This window comes from Novosphingobium sp. NDB2Meth1 (genome assembly GCF_900117425.1).
GTDB lineage: Bacteria > Pseudomonadota > Alphaproteobacteria > Sphingomonadales > Sphingomonadaceae > Novosphingobium.
This window is the reverse complement of record NZ_FPEH01000012.1, coordinates 410,728-432,757: the sequence shown is the minus strand read 5'-3', so window position 1 is coordinate 432,757 and position 22,030 is coordinate 410,728. Positions and strand designations below refer to the sequence as shown.

14 protein-coding genes are annotated in these 22,030 nt (G+C 66.0%); 9 read left to right on the top strand and 5 right to left on the bottom strand.

Annotated features, from left to right (window positions below; translation table 11 throughout):
• Positions 1-190 precede the first annotated feature (190 nt).
• From NDB2M1_RS06585 to NDB2M1_RS06565, 5 genes are all read right to left on the bottom strand, one after another.
• On the bottom strand, positions 191-1,840 hold the full coding sequence (locus tag NDB2M1_RS06585) for an APC family permease (protein ID WP_072380666.1): 1,650 nt from the start codon (positions 1,838-1,840) through the stop codon (positions 191-193).
• Positions 1,837-3,504 carry a choline dehydrogenase gene (betA, locus tag NDB2M1_RS06580; RefSeq protein ID WP_072380664.1) on the bottom strand — a complete coding sequence of 556 codons (1,668 nt, stop codon included), beginning with the start codon at positions 3,502-3,504 and terminating at the stop codon, positions 1,837-1,839. Before betA ends, NDB2M1_RS06585 begins: the two co-directional genes overlap by 4 nt.
• Positions 3,491-4,900: a betaine-aldehyde dehydrogenase gene (gene betB / locus NDB2M1_RS06575; protein ID WP_072380662.1), complete on the bottom strand. Its 1,410-nt coding sequence runs from the start codon at positions 4,898-4,900 to the stop codon at positions 3,491-3,493. Before betB ends, betA begins: the two co-directional genes overlap by 14 nt.
• 123 nt (positions 4,901-5,023) lie before the next feature.
• Complete coding sequence (locus NDB2M1_RS06570) at positions 5,024-7,471, bottom strand: TonB-dependent receptor (RefSeq protein ID WP_253185793.1); 2,448 nt, start codon at positions 7,469-7,471, stop codon at positions 5,024-5,026.
• Between the two features lie 229 nt (positions 7,472-7,700).
• Entirely contained in the window at positions 7,701-10,043 is a 2,343-nt protein-coding gene (locus tag NDB2M1_RS06565; protein WP_072380849.1) for a transketolase family protein, read from the bottom strand.
• A 135-nt stretch (positions 10,044-10,178) separates the two neighbouring features.
• On the opposite strand from NDB2M1_RS06565, the gene NDB2M1_RS06560 reads away from it, so the two are divergent.
• The 9 genes from NDB2M1_RS06560 (at position 10,179) to NDB2M1_RS06520 (ending at position 21,978) form a co-directional block, all read left to right on the top strand.
• Positions 10,179-10,652, top strand: coding sequence for an Lrp/AsnC family transcriptional regulator (locus NDB2M1_RS06560; RefSeq protein WP_072380658.1), 474 nt, complete (start codon positions 10,179-10,181; stop codon positions 10,650-10,652).
• A 270-nt stretch (positions 10,653-10,922) separates the two neighbouring features.
• Positions 10,923-12,131 carry a CoA transferase gene (locus tag NDB2M1_RS06555; RefSeq protein ID WP_072380656.1) on the top strand — a complete coding sequence of 403 codons (1,209 nt, stop codon included), beginning with the start codon at positions 10,923-10,925 and terminating at the stop codon, positions 12,129-12,131.
• Positions 12,128-13,360 carry an acetyl-CoA C-acetyltransferase gene (locus NDB2M1_RS06550; RefSeq protein ID WP_072380654.1) on the top strand — a complete coding sequence of 411 codons (1,233 nt, stop codon included), beginning with the start codon at positions 12,128-12,130 and terminating at the stop codon, positions 13,358-13,360. The genes NDB2M1_RS06555 and NDB2M1_RS06550 overlap by 4 nt, the downstream gene beginning before the upstream one ends.
• Positions 13,361-13,483: 123 nt before the next feature.
• Positions 13,484-15,076: an acyl-CoA dehydrogenase family protein gene (locus NDB2M1_RS06545; RefSeq protein WP_072380652.1), complete on the top strand. Its 1,593-nt coding sequence runs from the start codon at positions 13,484-13,486 to the stop codon at positions 15,074-15,076.
• The gene (locus NDB2M1_RS06540; RefSeq protein WP_072380650.1) at positions 15,076-15,933 is read left to right on the top strand and encodes an HTD2 family dehydratase; all 858 of its coding nucleotides are present in this window, start codon (positions 15,076-15,078) and stop codon (positions 15,931-15,933) included. The genes NDB2M1_RS06545 and NDB2M1_RS06540 overlap by 1 nt, the downstream gene beginning before the upstream one ends.
• A complete protein-coding gene (locus NDB2M1_RS06535) occupies positions 15,930-16,886 on the top strand; it encodes an NAD(P)H-binding protein (RefSeq protein ID WP_143146651.1) in 957 nt (318 codons plus the stop codon). Before NDB2M1_RS06540 ends, NDB2M1_RS06535 begins: the two co-directional genes overlap by 4 nt.
• The gene (locus NDB2M1_RS06530) at positions 16,886-17,815 is read left to right on the top strand and encodes an alpha/beta fold hydrolase (RefSeq protein WP_216233961.1); all 930 of its coding nucleotides are present in this window, start codon (positions 16,886-16,888) and stop codon (positions 17,813-17,815) included. Before NDB2M1_RS06535 ends, NDB2M1_RS06530 begins: the two co-directional genes overlap by 1 nt.
• Positions 17,816-17,901: 86 nt before the next feature.
• Positions 17,902-18,855 carry a YeeE/YedE thiosulfate transporter family protein gene (locus NDB2M1_RS06525; protein ID WP_072380647.1) on the top strand — a complete coding sequence of 318 codons (954 nt, stop codon included), beginning with the start codon at positions 17,902-17,904 and terminating at the stop codon, positions 18,853-18,855.
• 132 nt (positions 18,856-18,987) lie between these two features.
• Entirely contained in the window at positions 18,988-21,978 is a 2,991-nt protein-coding gene (locus NDB2M1_RS06520) for a TonB-dependent receptor (protein WP_072380645.1), read from the top strand.
• Positions 21,979-22,030: the final 52 nt, after the last annotated feature.

Below are 22,030 nucleotides of genomic sequence, written 5' to 3'. Positions count from 1 at the left end.
CTGAACCGCTCATTGCGGCTATCGCGAAGACTAATGCTGCATATTAGGCAAAAGGACCCCTCCGACCTGCCTGCGGCAGGCCACCTCCCCATTTCTGCTTCGCAAAAATGGGGAGGACAATTTTTCCTCTCCATTTTTCCCGAAGGGACAAATGGGGAGGTGGCTCGCGAAGCGAGACGGAGGGGTTCTTCTACCCCACCGGCACCGGCAGCTTCGCGAGGCTATGCGCCGCGAACACCACCAGCGCCGCCCCAGCAAGCGCCACCCACGGCAGCACCCCCGCCCGCTTCACCGCCGGGCTTTCCGCAAAATCCTCCGACAGCGCCGCCGGAAACACACCCTTGTCCTGCACATAATGCCGGAAGGCAAAGACCGGCAGGATCAGCAGCACGCCGATGAGGCCATTGCGCAGCGTCCCCGCGCCATAGACGTCGGCCCCCGCCCCCATGAAGGCCATGTTGACGAAGCCGAGCACCGCACCAAGCCCCAGCAGCCACGTCGGGCAGCGGAACGGGCGCTCCCACTGGCTGCGGTCCATGCGGTGGATCCAGCCCGATTGCAGGTTGAGGAAGTTGAACGCCATGTAGCAGACGTTCGAGATCATCAGCACCGCGAAGTAGTCCGAGGCAAGCAGCAGGATCAGGTTGAAGCCGAGGTCGGTCCACATCGCCGCCGTCGGCGCGCCATGGCTGTTCACGCGGGCCAGGTACTTGGGCAGCCAGCCGTCGACCGCCGCCTGATAGAGCGTGCGCGAGGAGCCCATCATCGAGGTCATCACGATCAGCAGCAGGGAGAGGATCAGCATCGCGATAAAGAGGTTGGCGACGACCACCGCACCGCCTGCCGTGACGCCCAAACCTTTGGTCACGATCGTGGCCAGCGCGAGCGCCACGCCCGACCCATCGCCGATGCGCGGGTCCATCATCGCCTCGAGCCCCAGCGAGGCCTGAAATGCCAGCGGCACCAGCGCGAAGATGACGATGCACAGGATGCCCGAGGCGATCAGCGCGCGCGGGGTATCCTTTGCCGGGTCCTTGAACTCGCGCGTGTAGCACACCGCCGTCTCGAACCCGTAGGTCGACCAGCCCGCGCCGAACATTGCGGCGGCCATCAGCGTCAGGCCATAGCCGTCCCACGTGCCGAAATGCGCATGCCCCGCCGCATCGCGCACCAGCGGCAGGATCGGAAACAGGTTCTGCGTCGGCAGGTCACCCGTGATCAGCGGCACCAGACCGACGAGGATCAGCGGAGCGAGGCAGGCGATGCCGAGGATCTTCTGCACATTGGCCGCCTTGGCCGCGCCGCCATGCTGCAAGGCAAAGGTCAGCAGCAGAAACGCCGTCCCGATGATCGAGACGGCGTTGATCCGCAGCGTCAGCTTGTCACGAACGAAGCCCAGATCGAGCAGCGTGATATGCCAGGTGTTGATGGCGCTGTCGGGCGCAAACAGGCTTGCCATGATATAGCCCGCCGCCAGACTGGTGCCCATGGTCAGCACGGGTGACCACGCCAGCCAGTTGCACCACACCGAAATCGGCGCGACGAACTTGGAATAGGGCAGCCACGCCGCCGCGCCATAGACCGAGGCGCCGCCCGATTTGTGCGGATAGAGCCCGGCAATCTCGGCGTAGACGAAGCTCTGCAGGAACCCCATCATGATCGAGGCGATGAAGATCACCCAGCTGGGCTGGCCGATCATCGTGGCGACGCCGCCGATGGTCATCAGCACGCCCGCCGGAACCCCGGACGACGCCCAGAAGGCACCCTTCCAGTCGAGCGAGCGCAGCAGCTCGCCGTTCTCTTCCAGTCCGGCGACGTCGGCTACGGCGGCTCCGCTCATCGCTGGGAAGTCTCCCAGTTCGGGGCGACATAATAGGGCGCGTTGGACGGCGCGAGCAGGTCCTTGCCAAGGATGTGGTCGGCGCCCTTCTCACCGATCATGATCGTCGGCGCGTTGAGGTTGCCCGTCGTCACCGAGGGCATGACCGAACTGTCCACCACGCGCAGGCCTTCCACGCCGATCACGCGCAGTTCGGGATCGACCACCGCAAAGGGATCATCCACGGCGCCCATCTTGCAGGTGCAGGAGGGGTGATAGGCGCTTTCCACCTTCTGCCGGATGAAGGCGTCGATCGCCTCGTCGCTGGTCACATCCGCGCCCGGCTGGATCTCGCGGCCCCGCCACGGCGCGAAGGCCGGCTGCTGGAAGATCTCGCGCGTCAGCCGCACGCAGGCGCGCATTTCCTCGATGTCGTCGGGGTGCGAAAGGTAGTTGAAGCGGATCACCGGTTTGTCGGCGGGATCGGCGCTGCGCAGCGTGACCGAGCCACGACTCTTCGAGCGCATCGGGCCGACATGGGCCTGGAACCCATGCTCGCTCGCCAGCGAATTGCCGTCGTAGCTTACCGCCATCGGGAAGAAGTGGTACTGGATATCGGGATAGCGGATGCCCGCCTTGCTGCGGATGAAGCCGCAGGTCTCGAAATGGTTGGTCGCCCCCAGCCCCGATTTCAGGAACAGCCAGCGCGCACCGACATAGCCTTTGCCCAGCAGGTTGGCATACCTGTAGAGCGTGACCGGCTGGGTGCAGGCCATCTGGAAATAGAACTCGAGATGATCCTGCAGGTTCGCGCCCACACCCGCGCGGTCCGCCACGACCTTGATCCCGTGCCGCGCCAGTTCCTCCGCCGGACCGATGCCGGAAAGCTTCAGCAGCTGCGGCGAATTGATCGGCCCGCCGGCGAGGATGACCTCGCGGTTCGCCTTCACGACAGACCGCTTGCCATAGCGCTCCATCTCCACGCCGACCGCGCGCTTGCCTTCCATCACCACCCGCGTTGCAAGGGTGTGTTGCAGCACGGTCAGGTTCGGCCGCCGCATCGCGGGGCGCAGATAGGCCTTGGCTGCACTGCACCGCTCGCCATCACGGACGGTCATGTCCATCCGGCCGAAACCTTCCTGCCGGAAGCCGTTGACGTCATCGGTCAGGCTGTAGCCCGCCTGCTTCGCCGCATCGAGCCAGGCCTGGTTGAGCGGGTTCTGCAAGGTGCCATAGCGCGTATCGAGCGGGCCATCGCCGCCGCGATATTCGTTGCCGCCCTCGTCGCGCCGCTCGGCCCGCTTGAAGTAGGGGAGCACCGAGGCATAGTTCCACCCGCGTGCGCCTTCCTCTTCCCAGCGCTCGAAATCGAGCGGATTGCCGCGAATGTAGACAAGCCCGTTGATCGAGGAGGAGCCGCCCAGCCCCTTCCCGCGCGGGGTGTGCAGCACGCGGCCATCGAGGCCCGGCTCGGGCTCGCTTTCGTACTGCCAATTCCACCGCGCGGTGTTCATCGGAATGGCGAGCGCGCTCGGCATCTGGATGTAGATCGACTGGTCCGACCCGCCGAACTCGAGCACCAGCACCTTGTGCTTGCCGTCTGCCGAAAGCCGGTCCGCCAGCACGCAGCCCGCCGACCCGGCGCCGACGATCACATAGTCCCACTCACCCTCAGTAAGGGGCATCGATAGGCTCCATCGCGACATAGACGCCCTTGAGGCGCGTGAAGTGGTGGATCGCCTCGCGGCTGTTCTCGAAGCCGATGCCGGACTGCTTGAAACCGCCGAAGGGCATTTCGACCGGGCAGATATTGAACGTGTTGATCCAGCACGACCCCGCATCGAGTGCGGCGATCACGCGGTGTGCGCGGGTCAGATCCCTGGTGAACACACCCGCCGCCAGCCCGAACTCGGTATCGTTGGCCCGCGCGATCACTTCCTCTTCGGTATCGAACGGCAGCACGGTCATGACCGGCCCGAAGATTTCCTCCCGCACCACGGTCATGTCGTCGGTGCATGCGGTAAACACCGTGGGCGCCACGTAAAAACCGGCGGCTGGTACACCTTCAGTCACGCGGTGGCCGCCGGTGAGGACTTCGGCGCCCTCGGCCTTGCCCTTCTCGATATAGCCCATGACCTTGTTCAGGTGGGCTTCGGATATCAGCGAGCCCATCTGCGTGGCCGGGTCGATCGGATCGCCCAGCTTGATCCGCTCGGTGCGCGCCTTCAGGCTGGCGAGGAACTCGGGAAGGATGCTGCGCTCAACGAACACGCGCGTGCCGTTCGAGCAGACTTCGCCCGCCGAGTAGAAATTGGCGAGATGCGCCCCCGAAACCGCGTTTTCGATATCCGCATCGGCGAAGATGATCAGCGGGGATTTGCCGCCCAGCTCCAGTGTGACGTTCTTGAGCGTCGAGGCTGCGCCCGCCATGATCTTCTTGCCCGTCGGCACGCTGCCAGTGAGCGAGATCTTGGCAATGCCGGGATGCTCGGTCAGCATCGCGCCCGTCGCACCGAAACCATGGAGCACCTGGAACAGGCCTTCCGGCAGCCCGGCCTCAAGGTAGATCTTCTCCACCTCGATCGCGGTGAGCGGAGTCAGTTCGGACGGTTTGAAGATGACCGCATTGCCGCAGGCGAGCGCGGGGGCGGACTTCCAGCAGGCGATCTGGATCGGATAGTTCCACGCGCCGATCCCTGCGCAGACCCCCAGCGGCTCGCGCCGGGTATAGCCGAAGGCGGAGGGTCCGAGATCGATATGCTCGCCCGCAATCGTCGGGGCGACACCGGCGAAAAACTCGAGGCAGTCGATGCCCGAGACCACATCGACGACCAGCGTTTCCTGGATCGGCTTGCCGGTGTCGCGCGTTTCAAGCGCCGCCAGCTCATCATTGCGCTCACGCAGGATTTCTGCCGCGCGCCTCAGGATGCGGCCGCGCTCGGTGCCGGTGCGCTTGGCCCATTCCTTCTGCGCCGCCGCCGCTTTGGCGACAGCGGCATTGACTTCGGCCTGCCCGGCGATGGGCAGCGTTGCCAGCACTTCGCCCGTGGCGGGATTGATGGTCTGGAAGGTGTCGGTCATTGCTGTTCCAAATTGAAGGAAGGACCCCTCCGACCTGCCTTCGGCAGGCCACCTCCCCATTTGCGTCTCCGACGAAAATGGGGAGGTGGCCCGCGAAGCGGGTCGGAGGGGTACTGCTTCCTCTTACTTCCCGAAGTGCCACACCGCGTTCACACCCCAGGTGCGCGGCTTGGCATAGACGCCCGTGGTATAGCCCCAGTAGGTCGAGGCATCGAAGGCGTAGACGCGGTACCGGCGCTCGAACAGGTTGTTCACGAAGAACGCCAGATCGAGATTGGTGCCTTTGGGGCTCAGGCCCACGCGCATGTTCGCGACCGCATAGGCCCGCTCGCGCTCGACCGGCGCGCAAAGCACGGTGAAGCAGAACTTGCCCGTGTAGAGCGCGTCCGCCTGCAGGGAGGCGCGGCCGATGCCGGTGTCGAACTCATACCGCACCAGCGCATTGCCTGCGAAACCGGGGGCCTGCGGCAGGTTGCTGGTCTTCACCGTCGTCGCGTCGGGCAGCAGCACGTCCTTCACTTCGCTGTCCTGCAAGGCGCCCGAAAGCTGCAAGGTCAGGCCCGGGATCGGACGGCTGGTGATGTCCGCCTCGATGCCCTTGATCTTGGCCGGCAGGTTGCGAACCACCTGCGCCGCGAAGACCTGCACGAAGGCCTGGTAGTTCTTGTAGTCGTAGTAGAACGCCGCGAGGTTGAACTGCGTGTTCCCCGGCAGCTTGGCCTTGAGACCCACTTCATAGGCGTTGAGCGTTTCCGGGCGGTACGGAATGTTGTTCAGCACGTCGACTAGCTGCGTCGGGAACGGCGTACCGGTCGAGAAGGTGAACCCGCCCGACTTCGAGCCGCGGTTGTAGCTGGCGTAGATCAGCGTGTCGGGCGTCGGCTTGTAGTCGATTTCCGCGCGAGCCGTGACGCCGCGGAAGGTCGGGTTGGCCGCACTGGGACGCGTGGTGACGCCCGAGGGCGCACCGCTGCTGAAGCTCCACGAACCCGGCGTCACCGTGCCGGTCGTGTCGTTGTAGCGGATGTCATCCGGACCGAAATAGAGCGACAGCGCATAGGGCCCGGTCGGCGCGACGGCATTGTAGATGCCGCGCTTCTTGTCCTGCCAGTAGCGGATGCCGCCGATCAGCTTCCACTGGTCGTCGATCTTGAATTCGTTCTGCGCGAAGAAGGCAAAGCTCTCGGTCCGCTGGCTGAACGCGACATCGGGATCATAGCCGATGAACGGCACCGCGTACTTCGCATTGAACTTGCCATCGATGATCATCCCGAAGGCGCCGACGGTCAGGTAGTTCTTGCCGAAGGTGGCGGCGGCGCGGATTTCCTGGCTGACCTGGTTGGTCTTCGCGCGCTGGAAGAACACGGTGCCCGAGGTGTAGCAGGTCACGCTCTGTGCCGGTGCGGGGCACGGACCGGGATCGCGGAACGGGCCTTGCGGCACGTACGGGAACTCCGGAACGCTGTCGCCCTGCTCGATGTAGAACTTCTTGAGGTGCTGGTAGTCGGTGATCGAGGTCACGTCGAACGCGCCGATCTTGGCATCGAGCCGCAGCGAGGCGCCGAACACATCGCGGTCGACGTAGGCATCGCCGGTGCCCGCCGTGCGCCACGGATTGCCGCCCTGCGACGGCGTGATCGCCGGGTTGGCATAGCCGTTGCCGGTCGTGCCGGTGACGCCCCAGTACGAGCAGAACTCGTTGGGGCCGAGGAATTCGCCCTGGAACTGCGCATTGGGACAAGTCGGCTCGAGCGAGTAGATGCCCGCCTGCCGCTCGCGGTCCGCCTTGGCGTAGCGCAGCGTCAGCTTGGCCTTGAAGTCGCTGCTGGGCTTCCACAGCAGGATACCGCGCAGCGCCCAGTGGTTGTCCGCGCCACGGTCCGGCTGGCCGGGAGTGATGTTCTTGATATAGCCGTCATCGCGCGTGTACTGGCCCGAAACACGCGCCGTCAGCGTGTCGGACAAGGCGCCCGAGAGCGCGCCTTCCGCGATCACCTGATTGAACCGGCCATACGTGATGGCGCCGTAGCCTTCGAACTCTTCGGTCGGCTGCGCGGAGATGAACTGCACCGCGCCGCCGGTGGCATTGCGGCCGAACAGCGTGCCCTGCGGACCGCGCAGCGCTTCGACGCGGGCAAGGTCGAACACCGGGAAGCTCGCGGCGGTGATCGACGAGGTATAGCTGTCGTCCTGATAGACCGCGACCGGCGGCTCCTGCTGGTCGCCGTAGTCGTTCTGCGAGACGCCGCGGATGTTGTAGACGACCTGGCTCGAACCGTAGGCGTTGAACTTGAGGTTCGGGATCGCGCGCACGACATCGGTCGCGTTGACGATGTTGAGCGCCTTGATGTCCTTGGCGCCGACGACGCTGACCGCGATGCCGACATCGTTGGCCTTCTGCTCGCGGCGCTGGGCGGTGACGACGATCTCGCCGGTCTCGGCAGGCGCTGCGGCGGTTTCGCTGGCCTGTGCGTCCTGCGCAAGGGCGGGTGCTGCGATCAGGCCGAGGACAAGTGCCGCGAAGCCCGTGCCCGCCTGCATGGCGCGGCGGATGATGGTCATGTTGCTCATGGTCATTGTTCTTTCTCCCCGGAGGACAGCGTCCCTCCCGCTTCTCCAGATGCGCGAAAGGTGCCTCAAGCCCGGAGGACGCGCAAGCACGGCTGCCACGCGCCAAACCGAAGTCCGGCGCGCGGTGCAGAGCTGCAACAGGAATTTCAAGGACTTATGCCAACCAAACCGCTTGTTTGTTTGCTAATAGTATCCATTAGATGTTGGAATAGGGCAGTTTCTGTGCCTATCACCCCTCCAGAAACAGCTCCGCGGCCGCATCGATGATCGCATCGGCATCGAGCCGGTAGGTGCGGTAGAGGTCTGGCAGGTCCCCTGTCTGGCCGAAGCGCTCGATCCCGAGCGGGCTCACACGCATGCCCTTGACCGCACCGAGCCATGACAGCGCCGAGGGCGAACCGTCGATCACCGTGACGAGCCCTGCGCCCGGCGCCAGCGCGCCGAGCAGCGTATCGATGTGGCTCGGTTCCGGCTTCCTGCCGGTCCAGCGCGCCGCACGGCGGGCCGCCCAGCCCCTATGGAGCAGATCGGGCGACGTCACGTTGAGCAGGCCCAGCCCGGGCAGATCCTCACGCAACGTTTCCCACGCGGCAATCGCTTCCGGCGCGATGGCTCCGGTGAATACAATGGCAGCATCGGCCCCCACATCCGGGCGCTTGAGCCAGTACGCTCCTTTCAGCGCATCGGCCTCCCAGCTCGCGTCCTCGCGCGTCACCTGCTGGATCGAGCGGGTGCTGAGGCGGAGATAGACCGATGCACCATCCGGCTTCTGCATGTGCTCGAAGGCATGGCGCATGAGCAGCGCCACTTCATCGGCAAAGGCCGGTTCGAAGTAATCGAGATTGGGCTGGCCCATGCCGATCAGCGGCGTGTTGATCGATTGGTGCGCACCGCCCTCGGCGCCCAGCGTCAGCCCCGAAGGCGTGCCCACCAGCAGGAACCGGGCATCCTGATAGCACCCGTAGTTCAGCGCATCGAGACCGCGCGCGATGAACGGATCGTAGACTGTCCCCACCGGCAGCAGCCGCGTGCCGAAGTGCGGCGCGGAGAGGCCGAACGCCGCCAGCACGAGAAAGAAGTTGGTCTCGGCAATGCCCAGCTCGACATGCTGCCCCGCCGTGTTGCCCACCCACTTCTGCGCCGAAGGAATGCGCGCGGCCTGGAACACGTCCTTGAGCTCGCCCCGGCGGAACAGCCCGCGCCGGTTGACGAAGCCGCCGAGGTTGGTGGTCTGCGTGACGTCCGGCGCGGTCGTCACGATCCGGTCGCCCAGCGCATCGCCGGGCCGCGCGAGATCCATCAGGATGCGCCCGAAGGCCGACTGGGTGGATTGCTCCTCACCCTCCGGCACCGGCAGGCGCGCAGGGACCGGGATCGCGGGCGGGCTGTGCTCGGCAGGCTTTGCAGCCAACGCGCTCTTCTGCACAAACGCCTTGAGTTCAGCGGCGACGTTGTCGCCGAGCCCGCCCCACGGTTCCCACTCGGAACCCTCGGCAATGCCCATGCTGGCCCGCAGACCCTCGATCTGGGCGGTGTTCATCATGCCCGAGTGGTTGTCCTTGTGCCCCTGCAGAGGCAGGCCGTAGCCCTTGACGGTGTAGGCGATGAACAGCGTCGGCTTGTCGTCATCGGCCTGCGCAAAGGCCTCGACCAGCGTCTCGGCGCAATGCCCGCCGAGGTTGGTCATCAGCTGCGCCAGCGCGGCATCGTCGAAGCTTTCGATCAGCGCCCGGGTGGCGCTCTGGTCACCAAGATCCTTCAGCAGCCGCTCGCGCCACGCCTCTCCGCCCTGATAAGTCAGCGCCGCGAACTCGGCATTGGGGCAGTTGTCGATCCAGTCCTCCAGCGCCTGCCCGCCGGGCCGCGCGAAAACCGCCTTCTGCAGCTTGCCGCTCTTCAAGGTGATGACCCGCCATCCGCAAGTCTCGAAGATATCGTCGAAGCGGCGGAACATGCGGTCCGCCGTGGTGGCGTCGAGCGACTGGCGGTTGTAGTCGACCACCCACCAGCAATTGCGGATGTCGTGCTTGTAGGCCTCGATCAGGCATTCGTAGATGTTGCCCTCGTCGAGCTCGGCATCGCCCATCAGCGCGATCATCCGGCCCGCATCGGCCTCGCTCATGTGCCCCTGCGCGATGCAGTAGTCCTGCACGAGGCTGGCAAAGGCGGTGATCGCTACGCCGAGACCGACCGAGCCGGTGGAAAAATCGACCGGGATCTGGTCCTTGGTCCGCGAGGGGTAGCTCTGCATGCCGCCCAGCCCGCGAAAGCGCTGCAACTGGTCAAGCGACTGGTTGCCAAGCAGGTAGTGGATCGCATGGAGCAGCGGCCCGGCATGCGGTTTCACGGCCACCTTGTCCTGCGGGCGCAGCGCATGAAAGTAGAGCGCCGCCATGATCGTTGTCATCGAGGCGCAGCTCGCCTGATGGCCGCCCACCTTCATCCCGTCGCGCTTGGTGCGGATGTTGTTGGCATTGTGCACTGTCCAAGCGGAAAGCCAGCGCAACCGGGCATCGAGCGCTTCGAGCGCGGGGATCAGATCGGTGCGGTCGTCGGCGAGAACGGCGGTCATGGCGGGCTCGAATCCGTTTTGGACATGGAAGATGGAGATATAACGCGGGGCGCAGCGCAGCGTCTTGCGAAGTTTGCCCAGAACGGGCAGGCTATTGGCATATTCTGCCAATCAGGGTCCCATGAGTAAAAGATAATGCCAGATACCGATCTAGACGCGATTGACCGCAAGATCCTGCGCCGCCTCCAGCAGAACGGTCGCCTGACCAACCAGCAGCTGTGCGAGGACGTTGGCCTCAGCCCCAGCCCGTGCCTGCGCCGTGTCCGCGCGCTGGAGGAGCGCGGCGTGATTTCCGGCTACGTCGCGCTGGTCGAACCCGAGACGATCGGCCTCCCCGTCAATGCCTTCGTGCGCATCCGGCTCGATCAGCAGGACGACCACCACCTGGCGACGTTCGAGAGTGCGGTCGCCGAGTTTCCCGAGGTGATGGACTGCTACCTGATGACGGGCGAGGCGGATTACCAGTTGCGCGTGCTTGTCCCGTCGCTCGCCGCGTTTGAGGATTTCCTCAGGAAGCGGCTGACGCGGATCGCGGGCGTGGCCCAAGTCACCACCAGCTTTGCCCTACGGCCGATTGTGAACCGGACGGCCTTGCCGGTGCCGGACTGAACCGCGGGGGTCCCGACCCCAAACATCCAGAACCGCTCATGCTGAGCTTGTCGAAGCATCATACGCGACCGCCGCGCCAGCACCCTTCGACAAGCTCAGGGTGAGCGGGCATGGGAGATATTGACCAGCATTCACCCCGTTCGTTTCAGGTGAATTCGAGACATTACCCCTCGAAATCGACAGCTGCCCGCCCGCCCCCCTTTCCTTAACCGCTCGATTGATTACACGGTTGCGGCAGAAGCAAGCCACCGCCTGAAAGCCCGCCAATCCATGTACAACCTGCTCTCCGGCATCACCGTGATCGAGGTGTCCTCGTTCGTCGCCTCACCGACCATCGGGCTCTATCTCGCCCAGTTCGGGGCCGAAGTGATCCGCGTCGACCAGATCGGCGGTGGGCAGGATTTCAAGCGCTGGCCGTTGACGCCCGAGGGTCATTCGCTCTCGTGGGAGAACCTCAACCGCGCCAAGAAGAGCGTCGCGCTCGATCTCGCGAGCCGCGAGGGGCGCGATGTGCTCACCCGGCTCATCCAGAGCGTCGGCACCCTCGTCACCAACCTCCCCGTCGGCGGCTTCCTCGCCCACGAAAAGCTCGCCGCCGGCCGCCCTGACCTCATCACCGTGCGCGTCATGGGCTGGCCGGACGGCGCCATCGCGCTCGATTACACCGCCAACGCCGCGGTCGGTTACCCTGCGCTCACCGGGCCGCTGAACGACCCCGCTCCGGTCAACCACGTGCTTCCCGCCTGGGATCTCCTCACCGGCGCTTACGGCGCCTTTGCGCTTGTCTCGGCGCTGCGCCGCCGCGATGAAACCGGCCACGGCGGTGAGGTTCGCCTGCCCCTTACCGATATCGCCATGGGCTCCGCCGCCAATCTCGGCCGCGTCGCCGAAGTGCTGCAATCGGGCGAGGACCGCGAGCGGCTTGGCAACGGCGTCTACGGGACCATCGGGCGCGATTTCGTGACCGCAGACGGCGTCCGCGTCATGATCGTCGCGATCAACGAACGCCAGTGGCAGGGCCTCGTCCGCGCGCTGGACCTGCAGGCAGGGCTGGCCGCGCTGGAGGCGCAGCACGGCGTCTCGTTCACTGGCGACGACGGTGTGCGCTATCGTCACCGCGATGCGATCTATGCCCAGATCGAGCAGGCTATCGCTCCGCTGTCATACAGCGCTCTGGCCGAAAAGCTCGATGCCAACGGCGTGACCCATGGCCCCTACAAGACGATGCCCGAAGCGGTGCAGGACCCGCGCCTTGTCGGCGAGAACCCCCTATTCCAGCACACTACGGACAACCCCAGCGGCTTTGCCTATCCGGCGGCTGGCGCCTTCGCGACTTTTCCCGCGATGGAGCGCCTGCCCCCCGCCCCAGCCCCCGTTCTCGGCGCCGACACACGTGATGTCCTCGCCCGCCACCTCGCCCTTGATCCCCAAGCCATAGACCGGCTGCTTGAAGCCGACATCGCAGGAACCCCCGCATGACCAAGCTCACTCGTGCCGCGATTTGCGCCCCCATCCGCACCGCTGTCGGCAAGTTCGGCGGCGCACTGGCCGATCTCAACGCCGGCCAGCTCGGCGCGGTGATCCTGAAAGCGCTGATGGAGCGCACGAAGATCGACCCGGCGCGCGTCGACGACGTCGTGTTCTCGCAGGGCTATGGCAACGCCGAGGCCCCGGCCATCGGCCACTGGTCGTGGCTTGCCGCCGGGCTGCCGCTCGAAGTGCCCGGCTACCAGCTCGACCGCCGCTGCGGCTCGGGCCTGCAGGCGGTGATCAACGCCGCGATGATGGTGCAGACCGGCCAGTCCGACGTCGTCGTCGCGGGCGGGGTCGAATCCATGTCCAACGTCGAATACTACACCACCGAAGGCCGCCGCGGCGTGCGCGCGGGCGGCATGATGCTGCATGACCGCCTCACGCGCGGACGCCTGATGTCGCAGCCGATCGAGCGGTTCGGTGTCATCACCGGCATGATCGAGACTGCCGAAAACCTCGCCCGTGATTACGAAATCAGCCGGGAGGCCTGCGACGCCTATGCCGTCCGCAGCCACCAGCGCGCGGCTGCGGCATGGCGGAACGGCTTGTTCGACGATGAACTGGTCCCCGTCGAAATCCCCCAGCGCAAAGGCGACCCGAGAATCTTCGCGCATGACGAAGGCTACCGCGCGGATGCCACGATGGAGTCGCTGGGCGCCTTGAAGGCGCTCGAAGCCAAGACCATCCCCGGCGCGGTTGTCACCGCCGGCAATGCCAGCCAGCAGAACGATGCGGCGGCGGCGTGCCTCGTCGTTGCCGAGCACAAGCTCGAGGAACTGGGCCTCGAACCCATCGCCTGGTTCCATTCGTGGGCGGCCGCGGGCTGCGACCCGGCGCGCATGGGCATCGGCCCCGTGCCGGCCGTCGAACGCCTGTTCGCGCGTACCGGCCTTGGCTGGAATGACATCGATCTCGTCGAACTCAACGAAGCCTTCGCGCCGCAAGTCCTCGCCGTGCTCAAGGGCTGGGGCTGGAGCGCGGACGACAGCCGCCACGATGTGCTCAACGTCAACGGTTCGGGCATCTCGCTCGGCCACCCCATCGGCGCGACGGGCGGGCGCATCCTCGCCAACCTCACGCGCGAACTGGTGCGCCGCGATGCGCGCTATGGGCTCGAGACGATGTGCATCGGCGGCGGCCAGGGCATCGCAGCGGTGTTCGAGCGCGCGGCCTGACGCAACCGGGCAATGATCCTTTCCCCACTTCCGTTCGTGTCGAGCGAAGTCGAGACACCACGCACCGCGCATGGTGTCTCGACTTCGCTCGACACGAACGGGGAGTTTGATTGAGTAATCGCTATGTCCGTGGCCTTGCGCCCATTACTCGAAGCGGCTGAAACCTATCGCGACGCCGCCCGCAGCGCGCTGGCGAGCCGCCTCGCCAACCGTCCGGTCGAGGCGGAGCAGCGGGCCGCGCATGGCTTTGCCTGGATCGCGACGAGCGTCGCCGCGCTGGAGGCTGTCGCGGCTTGGGCCGAAGGCAGCAGCAATCCGCTCGACGCCCATGTCGCGCAGCTCGCCTTTGCCGAGACGCTGGGCCAACTCACCGGCGCGCTCCTGATGGGCCCCGCCGAAATGCTGCGCCCGGCAGATCTCGGGCTTGCAGCCGAAGCGCGCGCATTGGCAGCAGCCGTCGCGCCGCTGCTTGACGCTGACATGGCAGACACCCGCGCTGCCCTCGCCGCTGCACTGGCGGAAGGGCAATGGCCGAGCGAAACCTTCCACGACGAAGCACTCGATGAAATCCGCGCCCAGTTCCGCCGTTTCACCGATGCCGAAATCATCCCCCACGCGCACAAGTGGCATCTCGCCAATGCGCTGATTCCGGAGGGGACGGTGGAAGCCATGGCGCAGCTCGGCACCTTCGGCGTGTGCATTCCGGAGGAATACGGCGGCCTCGGCCTCGGCAAGCTCGTGATGTGCCTCGTCAGCGAAGAACTGTCGCGCGGCTGGATTGGTGCGGGATCGCTGGGCACGCGCTCCGAGATCGCAGGCGAACTCATCATGCTCGGCGGCACCGAGGCGCAGAAAGCGCACTGGCTGCCCCGCATCGCCAGCGGCGAGACGCTGCCGGTTGCGGTCTTCACCGAACCCGACGTCGGCTCCGATCTCGGCGCGCTCACCACGCGCGCCGTGCAGGATGCCGGCGGCGACTGGGTGATCCATGGCGCCAAGACCTGGATCACCCACGCCGCCCGCTCGGACGTGATGACGCTGCTGGTGCGCACGAAGCCCGATACGCCGGGCTATGCGGGCCTTTCCATGTTGCTCGTCCCCAAGCCGCGGGGCAGCGAGGACAACCCCTTCCCCGCCGAGGGCATGACCGGCAGCGAAATCGAAGTGCTCGGCTATCGAGGCATGCGCGAGTATGCGCTCCAGTTCGACGGCATGCGCGCGCCCGCCGAGGCGCTGCTGGGCGGCAAGGAAGGGGCCGGGTTCAAGCAACTGATGCAGACCTTCGAAGGCGCCCGCATCCAGACCGCCGCGCGCGCCGTTGGCGTTACTCGCCGCGCGCTGGAACTGGGGCTGGACTATGCGCTCCAACGCAAGCAGTTCGGGCAGGCCTTGATCCGGTTCCCCCGCGTCGCTGATAAGCTGGCGGTGATGCTCGCCGAATATGTCACCGCGCGTGAACTCAGCTACGCCGCCGCCCGCGCCAAGGATGCTGGACGACGCTGCGACATCGAGGCTGGCATGGCGAAGCTCCACGCCGCCCGCGCAGCATGGACCGCCGCCGACGCCGCGCTGCAGATTCACGGCGGCAATGGTTATGCGCTCGAATACGAGATCAGCCGCGTACTGTGCGACGCGCGCATCCTCTCGATCTTTGAAGGTGCGGCGGAAATCCAGGCGCAAGTGATCGCGCGCGGGTTGATGGCAGGAAGAGGCTGATGGGCGATCACAGCGCATGGATCGGCCGCGAGGAAATCCGGCGCGATGTTCTGACGGAAAGCCTCCTTGTTCGCTGGTGCGCCACGCTGGACCGCGAGGTGCCTGAAGAAATAGCGCCCCAAGGCCTCCACTGGTGCCTCTGCACGCCCGATGCGCCGACTGGAACTCTGGGTCCGGACGGCCACCCTAAGCGCGATGACAGCCCCGCCAGCCTGCTCCCGCCGCTCCATCTCGAGCGCCGCATGTGGGCGGCCGGTTCGGTCGAGTTTCTCGGTTCGATCACCGTAGGGTCCGCCGTCAAGCGTCGCACCCGCGTGCTGGCCATTACGGAGAAGCAGGGAGGCACCGGTCCGCTGGTCTTCGCCGAACTTGCACACGAGACGTTCGCGGGCGATGCGCTGGCCGTGCGTGAGACGCAGACCCTCGTCTACCGCGACGCCCCGCCGCCCGGCAGCCCGCCCGCGCCGCCACCGCCCGGCGAAAGCCGCTTCGATGCATCGGCATGGGATGTGACCCGCGACGTGCTGCCCTCGCCCGCGCTGCTGTTCCGCTATTCCGCGCTTACGTTCAACACGCACCGCATCCACTATGATCACCCCTACGCGACCGGCACCGAAGGCTATCGCGGCCTTGTCGTCCACGGCCCGCTGATCGCCACGCTGCTGCTCGATCTTGCCCGCCGCACGCTGGAGAGCGAGGCGGCACTCGCGAGGTTCAGCTTCCGCGCGGTCTCCCCCGCCGTGGCCGACGAGCCGCTGCACCTTGCCCTCAGGCAGGAAGACGGCAGCCTCATCCTCGCCGCCCACGCTGCCGACGGGCGGCAGGTCATGGCGGCGAAGGCAGCACCCGCCGCATGAGCCGCGTCGCCCTGCTCGGCGCCACCGGGACCATCGGGCGGGCGACGGCGCAGGCCCTGGTCGCGGCAGGGCACGATGTCGTCGCGATGGTCCGCAAGGAACCTGCCCTACACCTCCCCGGCGCAACCCTGCGCCGCGCCGACGCGGGCGACCCGGCAAGCCTGATGCATGACGGCTTTGCAGGCGAGCACTTCGACGCGGTCGTCTCGTGCATGGCCTCGCGCACCGGGGTGGCGCGCGATGCCTGGGCGATCGACCACACGGCACACTGCCACGCCCTCGCGCTTGCCGAGCGCTGCGGCGCGGCTCACTTCGTGCTGCTCTCGGCGATCTGCGTGCAGAAGCCGCGCCTCGCCTTCCAGCAAGCCAAGCTGGCGTTCGAGGCGGACCTTATCGCTTCGGGCCTGCGCTATTCGATCGTGCGCCCAACGGCCTTCTTCAAGTCGCTTTCCGGCCAGATCGAGCGGGTCCGCGGCGGCAAGCCCTTCCTGCTGTTCGGCGACGGGACGCTCACCGCCTGCAAGCCCATCAGCAACCGCGATCTGGCCGCCTACATCGCAGGCTGCCTTATCGAACCGGAGCGCTGGAACAAGGTGCTCCCCATCGGCGGCCCCGGCCCGGCGATCACGCCGCGGCAGCAGGGCGAGGCGTTGTTCGGCATGTTGGGCATGGAGCCGAAGTTCCGCTCCGTTCCGCCCGGCTTCCTCGGTAGCATCGCCGGTGCACTGGGTTTCGCGTCCCGGCTGATCCCCCCGCTTGGGACCAAGGCGGAACTCGCACGGATCGGTCATTATTACGCGACCGAGTCGATGCTCGTGCTCGATCCCGCAACCGGCCGCTATGATGCCGCCATGACGCCGGAAACCGGCAGCGACACCCTGTTCGATCACTACCGCGCGATCATCGCCGGCGAAGCTGCGCCCGATGATCGCGGCGACCACGCGGTGTTCTGATGCTGATGCGGATTGTGCGGTGGGCTTGCGTGTTCCTGCTTCTCGCCATCGCCGCACTTGCCATCTGGCTCTATGCGCCGGACAGGTCGCGCGCCGCCCTCGAAGCCGCCTATCCGGGCGAGTACCGCATCGTCCTCGGTCAGCGCCTGCGCTACCGCGATACCGGCCCGCGCGACGCTCCGGCGCTGATCCTGCTGCACGGCTTCGGCTCCAGCCTCGATACCTGGGAGCCTTGGGCCACGGCGCTTTCCGCACAGTACCGCGTAGTCCGGCTCGACCTGCCCGGCTTCGGCCTGACCGGGCCTGACCCGACCGGCAATTACTCAGACGACCGCACCCTCACGATCCTCGCCGGACTTATGGACCAGCTCCACCTCCAGCGCGCGACTTTCATCGGCAACTCTCTCGGCGGTCGCTTCGCGTGGGAGCTCGCCGCGCGCTATCCGCAGCGGGTGGACAAGCTGGTGCTGATCTCGCCCGACGGTTTTGCCAGCCCCGGCTTCGAATATGGCAAGGCGCCCGAGGTCCCGCTTGTCATGAACCTCATGCCATGGGTCGGCCCCCGTTCGCTGATCCGTGCCAATCTGGCCCCGGCCTGGGCGCATCCGGAAGCGTTGCCCGATGCCGTGCTCGAACGCTACCGCGACATGCTGCTCGCCCCCGGCGTTCGGCAGGCGATCCTTGATCGGACCCGGCAGACGGTGCTCACCGATCCCTCCGTCCGGCTGCGCAGCATTGCCGCCCCCACCTTGCTGCTCTGGGGCGAGCAGGACCAGATGATCCCCGTCCGCAATTCGCAGGACTATCTGCGTCTGATGCCCCGCGCCACGCTCGTTCGCCTCCCCGGCATGGGGCACGTGCCGTTCGAGGAAAGCCCTGCCGCAGCGCTACCACCGCTGCAACGCTTCCTTGCCGGCGCCAGGCCTTGAAACCAATCCGTGCCGCCGCGCGAATAACCGCAGAGCGGGAGGGACGGGACTTGCCAAGACCAGCAGCGCAGCGCGCGATCTGACCGATGGAGGGCATCGCACTCCTCAGCCCGGTGTTTGTCCTTGCCGCATGCTGCTCAGGCGTGATGGGCTATGCCATCCAGCGCAGCGGCACCTGCATGGTCACTGCCATCGACGAAATACTCGACGGCCGCCGCACCGAGCGGCTCTTCGCGCTTGTCGAAGCCGGGCTTTGGGTATCCGGCTCGATCCTCGTCTGGCGCCAGCTCGGCGGCCATACCGCCCTGCCCGTCGGCTATCCGCCCAGCGCAGCGAGCGCGCTTGGCGGCGTGCTGCTTGGTCTGGGAGCCTTGCTGTCCGGCGCCTGCATGTTCGGCGCCATCGCCCGCATCGGCTCGGGCCAATGGGCCTACCTGCTCACGCCGCTGGGCTATTTCCTGTCCTGCGCCATGTTTTCCGCGCGCTTCGGCCAGCGCCCGCCGATGGTCGGCGGTGCGCCGCTGCTGGACGCCGGCTGGCTGATTGTGCCGCTGACGGTCTTCGCCGCATGGCGCGCCCGCAGTGCATGGCAGGCCGCCCGGCGCGGCGAACTCGCCGCCCATGTCTGGCATCCGCATCAGGCGACCACTGTCATCGGCATCGCCTTCAGCCTGCTGCTCATCCTCGTCGGCCCATGGGCCTATACCTCGGCGCTGCTTGCGCTCGCTGAAGGGCGCCATTCGGGCCTCGTGATCAAGCTGGCGCTGTTCGCCGTCCTCCTCGTCGGTGCCATTGTCGGCGGGTGGAGCGAGGGTTCGCTGCGCCTGCGCCTCCCGCCGCTGGCCGACGCGCTGCGCTGCCTTGCGGGCGGAGCGCTCATGGGTCTGGGCAGTCTGCTGGTACCCGGAGGGAACGACGAACTGGTCCTGCTCGGCCTGCCATTGCTGCAGCCCTATGCTGCACTTGCCGCAGCTTCCATGGCGCTGGCGATCGTGCTCGGTCGTTTCCTTGTGCGGTCGCAGCCCGCCCACGCGCGCTAGGCAAAAACTGCAAGTATCCTTGCGCAAAACGCCCGCAAGCGGCTTGACGAAGTGAACGTTCTCATCTAGGTGAACGTTCACAATCGGCACTCAACCGGACAAAAGCGCCGGAATTCAGGGGGAAGAATCGCTATGAAAGCATCGCGCAAGCCTGCCTATGCCCACCTCATGCTCGGGGCCTCGGCAGCCGCACTCGCTCTCACCGCGCAGCAAGCCGTCGCGCAGGAAGCGGCCCAACCCGCACCGCAGGCGGCCAGCAACGACGCGCCCGACGCCATCGTTGTCACCGGCATCCGTGCCTCGCTGAAGAGCTCGCTGAACATCAAGAAGACCGGGATCGGCGTGATCGACGCGATCTCGGCGGAAGACATCGGCAAGTTCCCCGACACCAACCTTGCGGAATCGCTGCAGCGCATCACCGGCGTGTCGATCGACCGCAGCAATGGTGAGGGCCAGTTCGTCACTGTCCGCGGCTTCGGCCCCGATTACAACCTCGTCCTGCTCAACGGCCGCCAGATGCCCGCCTCGAGCCTCGGCGGTTCGAGCGGCGCACCGGCTTCGCGCAGCTTCGATTTCGCCAACCTCGCCTCCGAAGGCATCGCGGGCGTCGAGGTCTACAAGTCGGGCCGCGCCACGCTGGCCACCGGCGGTATCGGCTCGGTGATCAACATCAAGACGCCGCGCCCGCTTGATCGGCCCGGCCTCCATGGCAGCATCGGCGCCAAGGCGCTCTACGACACCTCGGTGTTCCAGGGCGCGGCGGTGAAGCCGGAATTCTCGGGCGTCATCAGCGATACTTTCGCCGACAACCGCATCGGCATCTCGATCAGCGGCTCCTATCAGGATCGCCGCGCGAGCCAGGCCCAGTTCAACGCCGGCTGGCGCGAAGGTTATCTCGGCAACGAGAACAACTGGGGCTCGCTCCCGGTCGACGCCAACGACTGGCGCGGCAACTTCGCGCGCACCGAAAACCGTCCGGGTCCCAACACGGTCTATCAGGTGACGCAGAACGCCGGTTACGACTTCACCACGTTCCGCCGCGAGCGCATCAACGGCCAGGCCGTCGTGCAGTTCAAGCCGACCGACACGCTGGTGGCGACGGTCGACTACACCTTCTCGCAGAACACCATCGATGCCCGCACCAACAGCATCGGCGTGTGGTTCAATCACAACCAGACCAGCAGCAGCTGGACCGATGGCCCCGCTGCCGGCCCCAACTTCTACGCTGAAAGCTTCGGCCCGAACGAAGGCAAGGACCTTGCCATCACCGGCGCGGTCGCGGCCAACCGTTCGCGCAACAAGTCGATCGGCGGCAACCTCAAGTGGGACGGCCCGGGCGGCCTGCGCCTTGAGCTCGACGGCCACCATTCGACCGCCGAGAGCAAGCCCACCGCGCCCTATGGTACCGGCATCGCTGTCGGCAGCGCGATCTATGGCGTGAAGAACCAGAAGGTCGATTTCACCAAGGGCATCCCGGTGATCTCGGTCGAGATGTATCCCGGCGCCGAAATCACCGCCGCGAATATCCGCCCGGCCGGCAACGCCTTCCGCACCGCCTACCAGCGTGACGAGATCAACGAAGTCAGCTTCCGCGGCGGCTATGATTTCGACGCCTCGTTCATCAACAGCCTCGACTTCGGCGTGACCTACACCGAAAACAAGGTGCGTTCGGCCTTCGGCGTGATCCAGAACGACACCTGGGGCGGCACGCTCTCGAAGGCCGATACGCCCGATGATCTCTACACGATCCGTGACTTGCCCAAGGACCTTGCGGGGATCAGTGGTTCGAACGATCCTGCGATCATCCCGAGCTATTTCGACATCAACACTCGCGGGCTGATCACGTTGCTCAACGACCGGATTGGCATCTGCGCCACGGCGGTCACGCCCGGTACCTGCCTTGCCCGGTTCGACCGCGACCGGACGACGCGCGAGCGCACCATCGCGCCCTACCTCCAGACAACGCACACTTTCGATCTCGGCGAGAACCCGGCACACCTGCGGCTTGGTCTGCGCTACGAGCGGACCAAGGTTGACTCGACCGCGCTCGTTCCCGTGCCCACCGGCACCGTGTGGACCGGCGGCAACGAAACCGCGATCGTCTACGGCAGCGAAAGCTCGTTCGTCACCCGCAAGGGCGAATACTCGAACTGGCTGCCGGCAGTCGATTTCGACATGTCGCCGTTCAAGAACTTCAAGTTCCGCGTGTCGTACAGCCACACGATCACCCGTCCGGATTACAACAGCCTGCAGGGCGGGACGACGCTTGACTCGCCGATCCGCATCGGTGGCAGCACCGGCGCGAGCGGCAACCCGGACCTGCTTCCCTACAAGTCGAAGGGCGTCGATATCTCGGGCGAGTGGTACTACGGGCCGACCAGCTACATCTCGATCGGCTTCTTCCACAAGGTGGTGAAGAACTACATCAACCAGACGCAGGTCAATCAGCCCGCGTTCGGCTTGACCAACGCCGCTGCCGGCGATCGGGCGCGTGAAGCGCGTGCTGCACTGGGTGCCGATGCCACCGCACAGTCGATCCTGAACTATATCGGCAACAAGTATCCGCAGACCGTCGCCGGCCGGGATGGCGCCGGAAACGTGACGGGCGTGAAGTCGCTGGCTGACGATCCGCTGGTGAACTTCATCATCACGCAGCCGACCAACAGCGATCAGCAGGCACGCGTCTATGGCTGGGAATTCGCCATCCAGCACAGTTTCTGGAACACCGGTTTCGGCACGATCCTGAACTACACCATCGTCAAGAGCGACACCAAGTTCAACAATGCCTTGCGCTACACCGTCCCGCAGTTCGCTGTCACCGGCATCAGCGACAGCGCGAACGCGGTGCTCTACTACGACAAGAAGGGCCTTCAGGCCCGTATCGCCTACAACTGGCGTGCCGGCTTCCTTGGTGGCTACGGGTTCGATCCCTACTACACCAATGCCTATGGCCAGTGGGACATGAGCGCGAGCTACGAGATCAAGAAGGGTGTCACGGTGTTCGCCGAAGGCATCAACATCACCAACGCGAGCCGCAAGGGTCACCAGCGCAACGACCAGACCGTGTTCTTCGCGGCTCCCGGTTATGCGCGCTGGGCAGGTGGTGCCCGCTTCACTTTCTGACAAGTTCTCCCCTTCCAGAAGGTCTGCAACCTGCAAGAGCCGCACTGCATCG

Bases quoted from the DNA above. Each gene is read 5' to 3' on its own strand.
- NDB2M1_RS06585 (WP_072380666.1), bottom strand. From the start codon at position 1,840: ATGAGCGGAGCCGCCGTAGCCGACGTCGCCGGACTGGAAGAGAACGGC.
- betA (WP_072380664.1), bottom strand. From the start codon at position 3,504: ATGCCCCTTACTGAGGGTGAGTGGGACTATGTGATCGTCGGCGCCGGG.
- betB (WP_072380662.1), bottom strand. From the start codon at position 4,900: ATGACCGACACCTTCCAGACCATCAATCCCGCCACGGGCGAAGTGCTG.
- NDB2M1_RS06570 (WP_253185793.1), bottom strand. From the start codon at position 7,471: ATGAGCAACATGACCATCATCCGCCGCGCCATGCAGGCGGGCACGGGC.
- NDB2M1_RS06565 (WP_072380849.1), bottom strand. From the start codon at position 10,043: ATGACCGCCGTTCTCGCCGACGACCGCACCGATCTGATCCCCGCGCTC.
- NDB2M1_RS06560 (WP_072380658.1), top strand. From the start codon at position 10,179: ATGCCAGATACCGATCTAGACGCGATTGACCGCAAGATCCTGCGCCGC.
- NDB2M1_RS06555 (WP_072380656.1), top strand. From the start codon at position 10,923: ATGTACAACCTGCTCTCCGGCATCACCGTGATCGAGGTGTCCTCGTTC.
- NDB2M1_RS06550 (WP_072380654.1), top strand. From the start codon at position 12,128: ATGACCAAGCTCACTCGTGCCGCGATTTGCGCCCCCATCCGCACCGCT.
- NDB2M1_RS06545 (WP_072380652.1), top strand. From the start codon at position 13,484: ATGTCCGTGGCCTTGCGCCCATTACTCGAAGCGGCTGAAACCTATCGC.
- NDB2M1_RS06540 (WP_072380650.1), top strand. From the start codon at position 15,076: ATGGGCGATCACAGCGCATGGATCGGCCGCGAGGAAATCCGGCGCGAT.
- NDB2M1_RS06535 (WP_143146651.1), top strand. From the start codon at position 15,930: ATGAGCCGCGTCGCCCTGCTCGGCGCCACCGGGACCATCGGGCGGGCG.
- NDB2M1_RS06530 (WP_216233961.1), top strand. From the start codon at position 16,886: ATGCTGATGCGGATTGTGCGGTGGGCTTGCGTGTTCCTGCTTCTCGCC.
- NDB2M1_RS06525 (WP_072380647.1), top strand. From the start codon at position 17,902: ATGGAGGGCATCGCACTCCTCAGCCCGGTGTTTGTCCTTGCCGCATGC.
- NDB2M1_RS06520 (WP_072380645.1), top strand. From the start codon at position 18,988: ATGAAAGCATCGCGCAAGCCTGCCTATGCCCACCTCATGCTCGGGGCC.